Source organism: Ulvibacter sp. MAR_2010_11 (assembly GCF_002813135.1).
Lineage (GTDB): Bacteria > Bacteroidota > Bacteroidia > Flavobacteriales > Flavobacteriaceae > Altibacter.
In genome coordinates this window covers 1017271-1031064 of record NZ_PHTY01000001.1, presented here as the reverse complement: position 1 = coordinate 1031064, position 13794 = coordinate 1017271, and the positions used below count along the sequence as shown (strand labels likewise).

The window sequence follows — 13794 nt, the reverse complement described above, 5'->3', positions numbered from 1 at the left end:
TCGCCTTCGATTGTATAAAAAACCAGTAATTTAGCACCTTGAAAGAAAGCTTAGTAAAAAATTATTTAGAAACATTCTAAATAAAAATTGAATTATTCCATCATGGAAATTGAAAAAAGTATCGCTCAAAGATTTTACGAAGAAGAGGTTGTCGAAGAGGGTTTTTTTATACTAAAATTTAATAATGAAACCCATGATACCCAGTTATTTAAACGAGAAGTAAGTTCGCATTTTATACAGTTTCACTTTTGTATCAAAGGGTCGGCAAGTTTTAGCTTTAACGATGGGAATTACAGACTTCCGCTTAGGGAAGACAATTCACTTCTTTTGTACAATCCACAGCGAGACCTTCCTTTGCATTTAACGATAAGTGCCAATTCCTGGGTGCTGTCACTATTACTTCCTATTAAAAAATTTCACGGCTTATTTTCGCGTGAAGCCAACTATATCACCTTTTTAAGTGATGAAAATAAAGACCGAAAATACTATAGAGACGGAGCTATTTCACCGTCTATGTCTATTGTCCTCAATCAATTGCTGAATTACAACCTCCATCCATCCATTAAACCTCTGTACTTTAAGGCTAAGGCATACGAGTTATTAAGTCTTTATTTTAATCGGCCTGCCGATGGCGATATTGAACAATGTCCGTTCTTGGCAGATGAGGTGAATGTGACTAAAATTAAAAAAGCCAAAGAGATTATAATTGCCAGAATGTCCGAGCCGCCCACGCTACAGCAGTTGGCAGATGAAATCAACATTCCCATTAACAAACTGAAAGAAGGTTTTAAGCAAATTTACGGGGATTCGGTTTTTAGTTTTTTGTTCGACTATAAGATGGAAGTAGCGCGACAATTATTGGCTACAGGCACACACAATGTGAATGAAGTGGGACTGAAAGTGGGTTATAGCACCGCAAGTCACTTTATTTCGTCCTTTAAAAAGAAATTCGGAACGACTCCCAAAAAATATTTGATGAGTCTTTCGGCATAACAATTACCTATAGGCAAATAGTTTTTACCACCTATGGTTTTTGAATTATGCCTAATTAAAAATTACTTTTGTACTCTAAAAATTACTTTTAATGAAAGGAGTTCTCCTTGTCAATTTGGGGTCACCGGACAGTACCCAACCCAAAGACGTAAAAAAATACCTCGATGAATTTTTAATGGATCCTCGTGTTATTGATGTACCGCGTTGGGCGAGAATTTTATTGGTACGTGGAATTATTCTGAATACCCGCCCCAAGCAGTCGGCTGCAGCCTATAAACGAATCTGGTGGGAAGAAGGCTCCCCATTGATTGTTATTTCACAACGACTTCAGAAAAAAATTCAGCAGAGAACCACTATTCCGGTTGCCTTAGCCATGCGTTACGGCAGTATGACACTGCAGAAAGGGCTTCAGGAATTGGCAGATAAAGGAGTAACCGAAGTATTGGTAATTCCGTTATATCCTCAATTTGCGATGGCAACCACCGAAACTATTGAGGTGGCGATCGAAAAGCTTCAGAAAATGTACTTTCCACAGATGGAAATCACTTCAGTGCCCGCATTTTATAAAAAGCCCGATTATATCGACGTGCTTTCCGGAAGCATTTCAGAAACCCTGAAAAGCTTCGATTATGAGCATATTCTTTTTAGTTATCACGGAGTGCCCGAACGACACATCCGTAAAAGCGATATCACGCAATCCCATTGTAAGATTAACGCAGCCTGCTGCGCAACCCCTTCTCCTGCGCACCAGTTTTGTTATCGCCACCAATGTTTGAAGACAACTTCTCTAGTCGCAGAAAAACTGGGGCTGAAAGAAGGAACTTATTCGACATCGTTCCAATCACGGCTGGGCTTCGACCCATGGTTATTACCCTATACTGACAGAACCATTGAGCGGCTTGGCAAGGCAGGAATAAAAAAATTGGTCGTTGTAACGCCTGCATTTGTTAGCGACTGCCTGGAAACACTGGAAGAAATTGCCATGGAAGGAGAAGAAATTTTCCACGAAGTGGGAGGAAAGGAATTTACCACCGTTCCTTGTTTAAACGATCGTGACGACTGGGCCGATGTACTTACCGGCTGGATCGATCACTGGAGAATCGTAGATACAAAAAGTGCGATAGCCTAATGGCCAAAACAAGAAAATCCAATACCCTCGGAACCGACCCCATTAGTAAATTACTGGTACGTCAAGCGGTTCCGGCTTCCATCGGAATTTTGGTGATGTCACTCAACATGATTGTGGACACCATCTTTGTAGGGAGATGGATTGGGCCTTTGGCGATTTCTGCAATTACCGTAGTAATTCCCGTAACCTTTTTTATTGGAGCCATTGGTTTGTCTATTGGAATTGGGGGAAGTTCGGTGCTGTCGCGAGCCCTTGGATCCGGTAATGAAACCAAGGCATTACGCGTATTTGGGAATCAAATAACGCTTACCTTTTTAAGTTCCGGTTTACTGGCAGTACTCGGACTCGTATTTCAGGATTATTTAATTGAATTTTTTGGAGCCGACGAGTCGTTTAAAGATTTGGCACTCACCTATTACCGCATAGTGATGTACGGAATTGTGATGCTTTCCATGTGTATGATGGGAAATAACGTGATTCGTGCCGAAGGCAAACCCAAATTTGCCATGTATGCCATGATGCTTCCGGCCATTGCCAATATTTTTATGGATTACATTTTAATAAATGTGTTCGATTTTGGGATGGAAGGAGCCGCCTGGGCAACGTTTATTAGTTACTTTATATGTTTTGCCTTTATACTTTGGTTTTTTATTTATGAAAGTGAGTTACGATTGCGTTGGGAATCTTTTAAACTTCAGAAAAAATTAGTTTCAGAAATAAGCAGTCTTAGCTTTGTAACCCTTGCCAGACAAGGAACCATTGCGGTATTGACAATTTTACTGAACAACGTCTTAATTACCCATGGCGATGCGCTCGATGTGGCTTCCTACGGAATTATTAGTAGACTCCTCATGTTTGCTCTCTTCCCGGTTATTGGTGTAAATCAGGGATTCTTGCCTATAGCCGGCTATAATTACGGCGCCGAAAAATACGAACGCGTACGGGAATCCATCAACACCTCCATTAAGTATTCGGGTGCTTTGGCATTGTTTATTTTTGCGATTATTATGATTTTCCCAACGCATTTAGTTTCGGTTTTTATCAGTAATAACAATGCACTGGATACTGAAACGATAGCCTATAATGCCGAAATCTTACACAGAACTCCGGATGCATTGCGTTGGGTCTTTGCCGCAACCCCTGTTATTGTTATTCAGTTGATTGGAGCCTCCTATTTTCAAGCCATTGGAAGGGCAGTTCCCGCCTTATTATTGAGTCTTACTAAGCAAGGTTTTTTCTTAATTCCACTGGTATTAATTCTTCCGCAGTTTTTTGGCGTTTGGGGCGTTTGGCTTTCCTTTCCCATTGCCGATGTACTTTCCACCATCCTCACCGGCTACTTTTTAAACAAAGAGGTTCGAAAAATGGTGCGTTAAGTTTCCTGAAACAAAAGGAAATTTTATCTTTAAACAAATTTCAATTTCAGACAATGAACGCTATCCAACGAACCCTTCCGGTACTACTATCTATTTTATGCTTCGGAATATTTTCAGAAACAATTACCGCTCAAACCTATGACAAAGCACTATACGAAGCCGTGGAATACCGCCTTATCGGACCGTTCCGTGGTGGCCGAAGCGCAGCCGTAACCGGTGTCCCCGGCAAACCCAATCTTTTTTATTTTGGTGCTACCGGTGGCGGAATTTGGGAAACCAAGGACGGAGGAAGACACTGGAAGAATATTTCGGATGGTTTTTTTGGAGGTTCCATTGGTGCCATCGAAGTGGCCGAAGACGATCATAATGTAATTTATGTGGGTGGTGGTGAAAAAACCGTGAGAGGGAATGTTTCTTCCGGTTATGGTATCTGGAAAACTGAAAATGCCGGAAAGACCTGGAAACAAATGGGCCTTGAAAACGGCCGTCATATTCCAAGAATATCGGTGCATCCAAAGGACCATAATATTGTATACGCAGCCGTTTTGGGAAATATCTACAAACCCACCCAGGATCGCGGAGTATACAAAAGCACCGATGGCGGAAAAACCTGGAAAAAAACACTGTTTGTAAATGAAAATGCCGGTGCAGTCGATCTACAAATGGATCCTAACAACCCGCGAATCTTATATGCGGCTACCTGGAATGTACGTCGGACGCCCTATAGTCTAAGCAGTGGAGGTGAAGGCTCAGCACTTTGGAAAAGTACCGACAGTGGTGAAAATTGGAAAGAAATTTCAAAAAATAAGGGCTTTCCAACCGATACCTTAGGAATTATTGGAGTTACCGTTTCACCTGCAAACAGTGACCGCGTATGGGCCATTGTTGAAAACAAGGAAAAAGGAGGTGTATATCGCAGTGATGACGGAGGGGATACCTGGGCGAACACGAATGATGAACGTAAATTACGCCAAAGAGCCTGGTATTATACCCGAATCTATGCCGATTCTAAGGACGAAAACGTGGTGTATGTCTTAAATGTGAATTATCATAAAAGTACCGATGGCGGAAAAACCTTCGACAGCTACGATACACCCCACGGAGATCATCACGATTTATGGGTAGCTCCCGAAAACCCCGATAGAATTATAGTCGGGGACGATGGCGGGGCGCAAATTACGTATGATGGGGGAAAAACATGGAGTACTTATTACAATCAGCCTACCTCACAGTTTTATCGTGTTACGACGGACAACTCTTTCCCCTATCGAATTTATGCTGCGCAACAGGACAATTCGACCATCCGAATTCGACATAGAAACGAAGGCTGGAGTATAGACGAAGACGACTGGGAAGAGACAGCCGGAGGAGAAAGTGCACATATCGCTGTAGATCCTGAAGATAACGATATTGTCTACGGAGGGAGCTACGACGGATTTTTAACCCGTTACAATCACGATAAAGGAACGGTTCGCAGTGTAAGCGTTTGGCCCGACAATCCGATGGGACATGGGGCAGAGGATATGAAATACCGTTTTCAATGGAATTTCCCTATTTTCTTCTCACCGCACAATCCGAATAAATTGTACACAGCGTCGAATCATTTGCACGCCACCACCAATGAAGGAGAGAGCTGGGATGTAATTAGCCCCGATCTCACCCGAAATGATCCCACAAAGCTAAAATCTTCGGGAGGACCCATTACACAAGATAACACATCGGTGGAGTACTACTGTACTATTTTCGCAGCAGCCGAATCACCCGTCACTGCCGGAGTTATCTGGACCGGAAGTGATGATGGTCTGGTGCATGTTACTCGTAACGGCGGACAAAGCTGGGAGAATGTTTCGCCAAAAGGCATGCCCGAATGGATGATGATTAACAGTGTAGAGCCTTCGGTTTTTGATGCAGGAACCTGTTATATAGCCGGAACCCGTTATAAATTGGGCGATTTTGCTCCCTATTTATATAAAACAACCGATTTTGGGAAAACATGGAAAAAAATCACCAATGGTATCAATGAGGAGCATTTTACACGTGTTCTTCGGGAAGACCCAAAACGAAAAGGATTGCTCTATGCAGGTACCGAAACCGGAATGTATATTTCATTCGATGATGGCGCCAACTGGCAATCGTTTCAGCTAAACCTTCCCATTGTTCCTATTACCGATCTCGCCGTTAAAGAAAACAACCTTATTGTTGCTACTCAGGGAAGAAGTCTTTGGATAATTGATGATTTGACTGTATTTCATCAATTGGCTTCAGCAAAAGGAAAGGATAACTACCTTTTTAAACCCAAGGATACCTACAGAATGAGTGGGAATTCCCGAAAGGGATCTCTTACCAGAGGAACAAATCATCCGGAAGGGGTGATGACCTATTTCTTTCTGAAAGATTCGACAGACCAGGAAGTAAAATTAAGCTATCTCACCGTTGCCAACGATACCCTTAAAACTTTTAGCACAAAAGGAAAAGAAGGAGAAAAACTGGAGGTAAAAAAAGGGGCAAATTATCATAGTTGGGATTTGCGAGGCAAAGGAGCCGAACGATTAAAGGGAATGATCTTATGGTGGGCCAGTACCGAAGCGCCTCAGGTAGTTCCCGGGCAGTACAAGGTAGTTCTAACAGTTGGAGAACAGTCGTATTCACAATCCCTTAGCATTTTACCCGATGGCAATGCCGAAACAGATATCGCCGGAATGCAGCGTCAATTCGACTTTATTACCGACGTAAATACTACAGTGGATAAGGCGCATAAGTCCATCAAAAAGATTCGGAATATAAACGCACAGTTGGAAGCCTTTCAGAAACAGTACAAAGACAACGAAGCTGTAAAAGATCTGGTAGAAAAGGCGAAAAACCTGAGCGAAAAATTTGGCGACATCGAAAAAGCGCTGTACCAAACTAAAAACAAGAGCGGCCAAGATCCGTTGAATTTCCCCATAAAACTTACCAATAAATTGGGGCATTTAAACAGTCTGGTTGGCATGGACGATTTTCCGCCAACACAACAAGATATAGAGGTAAAGAATGAATTAACCCAGCAAATTAATGTTGAACTTGAGAAATTTGACACCTTGGTTTCGGAAGAAATTGAAAGTTTTAACACCTCTTTCAATAGCATGAATTTAAATTATTTATTTATTGAAGAGGAAAAGGAATAATGGAATACAATTATATAAAATCACTTCACCTCATTTTTGTTATCACCTGGTTTGCGGGCTTATTTTATATTGTCCGCCTTTTTGTGTATCAGATAGAGGCGTATTACAAACCCTCTCCGGATAAGGAAATCTTGGGCGCACAGTTTAAAATTATGTCCAAGCGACTGTGGTACATTATCACCTGGCCGTCCATGATTTTGGCAACAGGATTTGCCATCTGGCTAGTAGTCTTACGGCCGTTTTATCTTACGGATGGGTGGATGCAGGTTAAATTAGGTTTTGTAGTATTGCTTATTATTTATCATCTAAAATGTCATAGTATTTTTAAGCAACTACAGAATGATGTTGTAAAGCACTCTTCCAATTTTATGCGAATTTTTAATGAAGGGGCTACTATTATTTTATTTGCTATCGTGTTCTTGGTCATTCTGAAAAATTCCATTAACTGGATCTACGGGGTGCTGGGAATTGTATTGTTTTCGGTATTGATAATGCTGGGATACCGTTTTTACAAACGAATTAGAGAAAGTAAATAACTCATATCTGAAAACAAGAATATTCCTCCCCTTAAAGGGGAGGTGGACGACTTAGTAGGACGGAGGGGTAATTTGCTCTCGGTAAATTTCACTAAAATGTAGATTCCTACTTTGGTGCAATTATTGTTATCTTTCCTCCACAAATCGGGATTCATGAATTTCACTAAGTCACTGCGTTTTCGAATATTTTTATCGATGCTCTTATTGGTAATAGGAGCCTCTATTTTAATTGCCGCGGTGACCGTGTATCAGTACCGTGAAGAAGCTGAAGACTATCATCGAGAGCGTTTGCTGCGGAAAGAATCTGCCATTCGGGAAAATATAAATTATGCTTTAAAAACGACCACTTATCCTGTAGATACTGAAAATATCCCGCTAATTTTTAAGGATAAGATTTATGAAATAAAAAACATCCACAACCTCGAATTGTACCTATATGATTTGGACGGGGTTTTACTAAAATCTTCCAAAGCAACCTTTTTTAAAGACACCACTCATACTAAATTGTCGAAGGAGATAATGTTGGCTCTTGAAAGCGCTCCCAACCATCATTACGTCGAAGAATTTAAAGAAGACGAACAAAATTATCAATCGTCCTATTCTTATATTACCGATAGCTATTTTAAACCCCTGGCAATTTTAAACCTACCCTATATTGAAGATGATGGGTTCTTAAACAAGGAATTAAAGGAAAACCTTACCCGTTTGGGGTATGCCTATATTCTCATGTTGCTTATTGCAATTGCACTCGCCTATTTTCTGTCGAAATATATTACCCGTTCCTTAAATGCCATTAGTTTAAAAATTACTGAAACCCGATTAGACAAGCGGAACAAGCGAATTCTTGTAGAAGACAATACTCGGGAAATATCTACGCTGGTAAACGCCTACAACAGCATGATTGATGAACTGGAAATAAGTGCGGCACAACTGGCAGCTAACGAGCGGGAAGCCGCCTGGAGAGAGATGGCGAAGCAGGTAGCTCACGAGATAAAGAATCCGTTGACACCCATGCGATTGACGGTGCAAAGTTTTCAGCGAAAATTCGATGTGAACGACCCGGATGTAAATAAGAAGCTGGATGAATACACAAAAACGCTTATCCAACAAATAGACACCATGAGTTCGATTGCTTCGGCATTTTCTACCTATGCCCAAATGCCGGCACAACAAGATGAGACTTTAAATGTTCTAAAGATCACGAAGCTGGCACTCGATATTTTTAATGAAGAGTATATTTATTTCTTTTCTGAAGAAGAGAAAATCATAGCCAGATTTGACCGTACCCAACTCATTCGGGTAATTACCAATTTAATAAAAAACAGTATTTATTCCATAGAACAGAAAAATCCTGAAGAACCTCGCATTGAAGTGAACGTTTTTTCGGAAGGGAATAATGCAGTAATTACCGTTAAAGACAATGGTCTAGGCATAGCTGAAGAGAATATGGAAAAGGTTTTTGAACCCAAATTCACTACCAAAACAAGCGGGATGGGACTTGGACTGGCTATGGTCAAAAAAATAGTTGAAACCTACAACGGAGAAATTACCCTTACCTCGATTCCCGGAGAACAAACCACATTTAAAGTCGCTTTTCCAAAACAATTATAGCGAGTTTCGTATTTTTACAATACAAACCAACTTTTATTTCCAAACTGCAATCACTATGAGCTATAAGAATCTTTTATCCGAAACCCAAAACGGAATTACAACCATTACCATCAACCGCCCCGCAAAATTAAACGCCTTAAACAGGGAAACTATAAAAGAGCTGCACGAAGCTTTTAAGAAGGCGGATGCAGATAAGAAGATAAAGGTGATAATTGTAACCGGAAGCGGAGAGAAAGCATTTGTTGCAGGAGCAGATATTAGCGAATTTTCCGATTTTTCTGTAGCACAGGGAGAACAGTTAGCCGCCGAAGGACAGGCTAAATTATTCGATTTTGTAGCACATTTATCTACCCCTGTCATTGCTGCTGTAAACGGTTTTGCGTTAGGTGGCGGACTCGAATTGGCCATGGCAGCACATTTTCGCACGGCAAGTGAAAATGCCAAGATGGGCTTGCCCGAAGTATCTCTTGGGGTAATTCCGGGTTATGGAGGGACACAACGCTTACCTCACTTAGTAGGAAAGGGCAGAGCCATGGAACTTATCATGACTGCCGGAATGATTGATGCACATCAGGCATTGCAATACGGCCTCGTTAACCATGTCACTTCCCGGGAAGAATTAATGGACTTAACCATTGCGATTGCCGAAAAAATTAAAAGAAATTCATCGGTGGCTATTGCATCGGCAATTGCTGCTATCAATGCCGGATACGAAGACGGGGAGAATGGTTTTGATGAAGAAATCACTCAGTTTGGAAAGTGTTTCGGCACAGCCGATTTCCATGAGGGCACACAGGCATTTTTGGAAAAACGTAAGGCGAATTTTCCCGGAAAATAGATTGGGAATAAATCCAATTTAAATAGGAAATATTCCAATATTTAAATAACTTTGAGGAACATCTTCAAAGTTATTTTTATGTCCGAACAATTTTTAAAAGGGCGTGGTGCTCAGAAAAATGTGGCCAATCGCTTCTTCGAACTGCGCCATGAAATTCGGGACGATTTCCTTAATTTTTGCGATGCCGAAGGGGAAGAAGCAGAAAGTAACAAGACAAATTACATCGACGTCTTTCCAAAAACATTTGTAAACAAGGTAGACAGCCCCGATGTTGGGATGGGATTTTCTGCAAATCCGTATCAGGGTTGTGAGCACGGTTGTGTGTATTGCTACGCACGTAACAGCCATGAATACTGGGGATACGGCGCAGGTTTGGATTTTGAGCGTAATATCCTGATAAAAACGAATGCCCCGCAGTTGTTGGAAGAAAAGCTGAAGAGCAAATCCTGGCAACCACATCCTATTGTTTTTTCGGGGAACACAGACTGCTACCAACCTATCGAAAGAAAGCTGGAGATCACGCGAAAATGTTTGGAAGTAATGCTGAGGTGGAAGCATCCTACCGGGATAATTACCAAAAACTCATTGCTGCTTCGTGATCTGGATATTTTAAAGGAATTGGCAAAATTGAATTGTATCGTGGTAAATATTTCCGTTACCTCACTTTCCGAAGAAACCAGACGCCTGCTGGAACCTCGAACGGCAAGTATCAAACAACGTCTAAAAACCGTGGAAGTGCTTTCAGAAAATAATATTCCTGTTCGGGTTATGATGGCGCCCATTATACCGTCCTTAAACAGCCATGAAATCCTGCCATTGGTTAAGAAAGTAGCCGAATTGGGAGCGCTGGATGTAGGGCACACCATTGTTAGACTGAATGGGCAAATTGCCGAGCTCTTTACCGATTGGGCACATAAAACCATTCCCGATCGTGCAGAACGGATTCTCCATCAAATTGCCGAATGCCACGGCGGAAAACTAAACGATAGCCGCTTCGGAATGAGGATGAGAGGTGAAGGAACCATTGCTACACAAATAAATGATACCATAAAATTGGCGCGAAAGAAATACTTGAAAGACCGAAAAATTCCTCCATTAGACGGTTCCCATTATTTGCAGCTTAAGAATCCGCAAACAAGCTTGTTTTAATTAATAACAGCGTCTTTTATCTGTTTTTCGACCTTGTCGATAAGTGCTTCTGAAGTGTATTCGGAAACTTTTATAGCAGGATGCACCAAAAAATGCAATCGAACTCCAAGAGGAATGGGAAACAATCCATTTTGCTGTAATTTCCATGAATTATTGACCGTAACCGGAAGGACATAGGCTTCGGGTGCATTTTTAAATAATATAGTGAGACCCTTACGGTGAAACGTTTTTGGAACTCCGTTCCTACTTCGGGTACCTTCAGGAAAAATAACAACACTGCGGTTGTGTCGAGAGATGTACTTGGCAATTTTCGCGATTTGTTCGGTAGCTTGCTGCGGATTTTTCCGATCAATTAGGACGCTTCCGCCGTATTTCAGATTGAATGAAACCGAAGGAATTCCTTTTCCCAATTCAATTTTCGAAATAAATTTAGGATGACATTTCCGAAGAAACCAGATAAGGGGAGAAATATCCCACATACTTTGATGGTTAGAGGCAATAATAATTGGAATGTTTCTGGGTATACTTTCTAAAATTTTTACCGAATACGTTGTACCCACTATATGTAACAATCGAATGATTACCCAATTAAAATAATCGACACTTTTTTTATGTGCCTGATATCCGAAAATATTGAGACAAATCCACTGAATTGGGTGAAAAAACAGCAGATTTAACCCAAAAAGGATAAAAAACAGCGCCGAAAACGGATAACTTACAATTTTGTAAAGTTGTTTCATTACTTCAAAAGTATAAAAAAACCGCCTGGGATTACCCGGCGGTTTTTGAAAAGTTTGATAGCTTTTTTAGCAATGTTCGTTATAAGCGCCCATTAAATTTTCGGCAATCATTGTAGCGGGTCGTCCTTCAATATGATGACGCTCCAGCATATGAACCAATTCTCCGTTTTTAAATAGGGCCATAGAAGGCGAGCTTGGGGGAAAAGGAATCATATGCGCCCTTGCAGCATCTACTGCTTCGCGGTCTACACCGGCAAATACAGTAACTATATTATCGGGTTTTTTTGTGTTTTGTAAGGACATGGTGGCTCCGGGACGTGCGTTTGCCGCTGCACAGCCACAAACCGAATTCACTACCACAAGGGTAGTTCCTTCTTTGGCAATGGCATTGTTCACTTCGTCTGCGGTATATAATTCGGTAAAACCTACCTTGGTTAGGTCTTCGCGCATAGGTTGTACTAATTCTGCTGGATACATAATAAATGTGATTAAATGTGTAACAAATTTGATGCAAAGGTAACCAATTTTAAGGTTATCAAAGCGTTAAAGAGTTCCAAAACTCTTACTGTAATTAGTTATCTTTGGTCGCTTTTTAGTCACAGAAATTACATTTGCATGATTCGTTGGTTTGCCGCTATTTTAGGCTATACATTTTTTAGATTCCCCGGTGCTATCTTAGGATTTTTAATTGGAAGTTTACTCGACAACCTTATCGGTAAAAAAGGGTCTTCATTTCAACAGGTTTTTCAACCGCAACAAGGGGATAGAGTCACTCCTGCCGATTTTGAATTAAATCTGCTCTCCCTCGCCTCCCTGGTTATTAAAGCCGACGGAACCGTAAATAAGAGTGAACTGGATTACGTACGTCAATATTTCGTTCAGGCCTACGGAGCTGAACGTGCCAACGCAACCTTTCGCGTTTTCAATGAGGTAATAAAGAAACGCCAGGTTTCGGCAGTGCATATTTGTCAGTTGCTACGTTCAAGAACTAGGTATGAATCCCGACTCCAGATTCTTCACTTTTTATTCAGTATTGCGAATGCCGACGGACATGTATCCAATCCTGAAGTAGCCGAAATACATAAAATTTCAGGATATCTGGGAGTCCAGTTTCGGGACTTTGAAAGTATCAAGGCCATGTTCTTCAAAAATCCGGATAGCGCCTATAAGATTCTTGAAATTGAGCGCACCGCCACCGATTTGGAAGTGAAGGCGGCCTATAGAAACATGGCGAAAAAATACCATCCGGACAAACTGCAACACATGGATGCCGCCTATCAAAAAGGGGCTGAAGAAAAATTCAGAAAAGTTAGGGAAGCCTACGAACAACTTCAGAAAGAGAGAGGTTTTTGATACATTCTGTGATTAAAAGATTCTGACTTGCGTCAGAATGACAAAGGAATAGTAGAATGATAAAAATTCTTCAGAATAACAACACCATCTTATTTTGCACGCCGCATTTACCTGCCGAAGGTTGGCTTGATACGGCGCCCACAAGTTGTACTTAGAGAATAGGTTTTCTGCAATGCTTTCTATTCATATTTAGACAAGGCTAAAAATAAAATGCATATAAATAGAAAAATATCTTTACCTTTGCCCTATGTTTTCATTAGCAGAAGAGAATTATTTAAAAGCCATCTATCATTTGGAGCAACAAATGCAAGGGGAGGTGAGTACCAATGCTATCGCCGAGCGCATGGACACCAAACCCTCATCTGTAACGGATATGGTACAGAAACTGGCCGAAAAAGAAGTGCTTTCCTATAAAAAGTACAAAGGAACTTTATTAACTCCCAACGGAAGAAAGATCGCAGCGAGTGTGATTAGAAAACACCGCCTTTGGGAAGTGTTTTTGGTTGAAAAACTCAATTTCCATTGGGATGAGGTGCATGAAATTGCCGAACAATTAGAACATATCCAGTCCGATGAACTTGTGACCCGATTGGATAAATTTTTAGGAAACCCCGATTTCGATCCGCATGGCGACCCTATCCCCGATAAACACGGAAATGTAAAACGCACCGAAAAGAAACTGCTTTCAGAGTGCAATAAAAATCAGCGGGGAGTATGTGTAGGCGTTAAAGAGACCAGCCCCGAATTTTTGCAATATCTGGACAAAAGAAAAATTAGCATCGGCACAAAAGTAAAGGTGCTTGGAAAGGAGTTTTTTGACGGTTCCATGATTATCCAGGTAGGGAGTGACCAATTCTTTATTTCCCAAAAAATAGCCGAAAACCTCTATGTACAAACCAATTAGT

12 protein-coding genes are annotated in these 13794 nt (G+C 41.1%); 10 read left to right on the top strand and 2 right to left on the bottom strand.

The features are described 5' to 3' along the window. Positions 1-102: 102 nt before the first annotated feature. From ATE92_RS04860 to ATE92_RS04825, 8 genes are all read left to right on the top strand, one after another. Positions 103-993, top strand: a complete 891-nt coding sequence (locus ATE92_RS04860) for an AraC family transcriptional regulator (RefSeq protein WP_100802632.1) — start codon at positions 103-105, stop codon at positions 991-993. Between the two features lie 91 nt (positions 994-1084). Next, the gene (gene hemH, locus ATE92_RS04855) at positions 1085-2122 is read left to right on the top strand and encodes a ferrochelatase (RefSeq protein ID WP_100802631.1); all 1038 of its coding nucleotides are present in this window, start codon (positions 1085-1087) and stop codon (positions 2120-2122) included. Beyond that, positions 2122-3498, top strand: a complete 1377-nt coding sequence (locus ATE92_RS04850) for an MATE family efflux transporter (protein ID WP_100802630.1) — start codon at positions 2122-2124, stop codon at positions 3496-3498. The genes hemH and ATE92_RS04850 overlap by 1 nt, the downstream gene beginning before the upstream one ends. A gap of 53 nt (positions 3499-3551) precedes the next feature. After that, a complete protein-coding gene (locus ATE92_RS04845; RefSeq protein ID WP_100802629.1) occupies positions 3552-6662 on the top strand; it encodes a glycosyl hydrolase in 3111 nt (1036 codons plus the stop codon). Next, positions 6662-7198 carry a CopD family protein gene (locus ATE92_RS04840; protein WP_100802628.1) on the top strand — a complete coding sequence of 179 codons (537 nt, stop codon included), beginning with the start codon at positions 6662-6664 and terminating at the stop codon, positions 7196-7198. Before ATE92_RS04845 ends, ATE92_RS04840 begins: the two co-directional genes overlap by 1 nt. A 153-nt stretch (positions 7199-7351) precedes the next feature. Next, positions 7352-8809, top strand: a complete 1458-nt coding sequence (locus ATE92_RS04835; protein WP_232729112.1) for a PAS domain-containing sensor histidine kinase — start codon at positions 7352-7354, stop codon at positions 8807-8809. A 55-nt stretch (positions 8810-8864) separates the two neighbouring features. Then, positions 8865-9647 carry an enoyl-CoA hydratase/isomerase family protein gene (locus tag ATE92_RS04830; RefSeq protein WP_100802626.1) on the top strand — a complete coding sequence of 261 codons (783 nt, stop codon included), beginning with the start codon at positions 8865-8867 and terminating at the stop codon, positions 9645-9647. Positions 9648-9725: 78 nt separating this feature from the next. Then, positions 9726-10796, top strand: a complete 1071-nt coding sequence (locus ATE92_RS04825; RefSeq protein ID WP_100802625.1) for a PA0069 family radical SAM protein — start codon at positions 9726-9728, stop codon at positions 10794-10796. On the opposite strand, the gene ATE92_RS04820 is transcribed toward ATE92_RS04825, so the two are convergent. Then, complete coding sequence (locus tag ATE92_RS04820) at positions 10793-11536, bottom strand: 1-acyl-sn-glycerol-3-phosphate acyltransferase (RefSeq protein ID WP_100802624.1); 744 nt, start codon at positions 11534-11536, stop codon at positions 10793-10795. The two genes, ATE92_RS04825 and ATE92_RS04820, sit on opposite strands and share 4 nt — an antisense overlap. A 66-nt stretch (positions 11537-11602) precedes the next feature. Beyond that, positions 11603-12013 carry a BrxA/BrxB family bacilliredoxin gene (locus tag ATE92_RS04815; RefSeq protein WP_100802623.1) on the bottom strand — a complete coding sequence of 137 codons (411 nt, stop codon included), beginning with the start codon at positions 12011-12013 and terminating at the stop codon, positions 11603-11605. A 138-nt stretch (positions 12014-12151) separates the two neighbouring features. Between ATE92_RS04815 and ATE92_RS04810 the strand changes: the two genes are divergently transcribed. Further along, positions 12152-12889: a TerB family tellurite resistance protein gene (locus ATE92_RS04810; RefSeq protein ID WP_100802622.1), complete on the top strand. Its 738-nt coding sequence runs from the start codon at positions 12152-12154 to the stop codon at positions 12887-12889. A 247-nt stretch (positions 12890-13136) separates the two neighbouring features. Next, the gene (locus ATE92_RS04805; RefSeq protein ID WP_100802621.1) at positions 13137-13793 is read left to right on the top strand and encodes a metal-dependent transcriptional regulator; all 657 of its coding nucleotides are present in this window, start codon (positions 13137-13139) and stop codon (positions 13791-13793) included. The last annotated feature ends 1 nt before the right edge of the window (position 13794 follow it).

Excerpts from the sequence above, each read along its gene's own strand:
- ATE92_RS04860 (WP_100802632.1), top strand. The coding sequence starts at position 103 with ATGGAAATTGAAAAAAGTATCGCTCAAAGATTTTACGAAGAAGAGGTT.
- hemH (WP_100802631.1), top strand. The coding sequence starts at position 1,085 with ATGAAAGGAGTTCTCCTTGTCAATTTGGGGTCACCGGACAGTACCCAA.
- ATE92_RS04850 (WP_100802630.1), top strand. The coding sequence starts at position 2,122 with ATGGCCAAAACAAGAAAATCCAATACCCTCGGAACCGACCCCATTAGT.
- ATE92_RS04845 (WP_100802629.1), top strand. The coding sequence starts at position 3,552 with ATGAACGCTATCCAACGAACCCTTCCGGTACTACTATCTATTTTATGC.
- ATE92_RS04840 (WP_100802628.1), top strand. The coding sequence starts at position 6,662 with ATGGAATACAATTATATAAAATCACTTCACCTCATTTTTGTTATCACC.
- ATE92_RS04835 (WP_232729112.1), top strand. The coding sequence starts at position 7,352 with ATGAATTTCACTAAGTCACTGCGTTTTCGAATATTTTTATCGATGCTC.
- ATE92_RS04830 (WP_100802626.1), top strand. The coding sequence starts at position 8,865 with ATGAGCTATAAGAATCTTTTATCCGAAACCCAAAACGGAATTACAACC.
- ATE92_RS04825 (WP_100802625.1), top strand. The coding sequence starts at position 9,726 with ATGTCCGAACAATTTTTAAAAGGGCGTGGTGCTCAGAAAAATGTGGCC.
- ATE92_RS04820 (WP_100802624.1), bottom strand. The coding sequence starts at position 11,536 with ATGAAACAACTTTACAAAATTGTAAGTTATCCGTTTTCGGCGCTGTTT.
- ATE92_RS04815 (WP_100802623.1), bottom strand. The coding sequence starts at position 12,013 with ATGTATCCAGCAGAATTAGTACAACCTATGCGCGAAGACCTAACCAAG.
- ATE92_RS04810 (WP_100802622.1), top strand. The coding sequence starts at position 12,152 with ATGATTCGTTGGTTTGCCGCTATTTTAGGCTATACATTTTTTAGATTC.
- ATE92_RS04805 (WP_100802621.1), top strand. The coding sequence starts at position 13,137 with ATGTTTTCATTAGCAGAAGAGAATTATTTAAAAGCCATCTATCATTTG.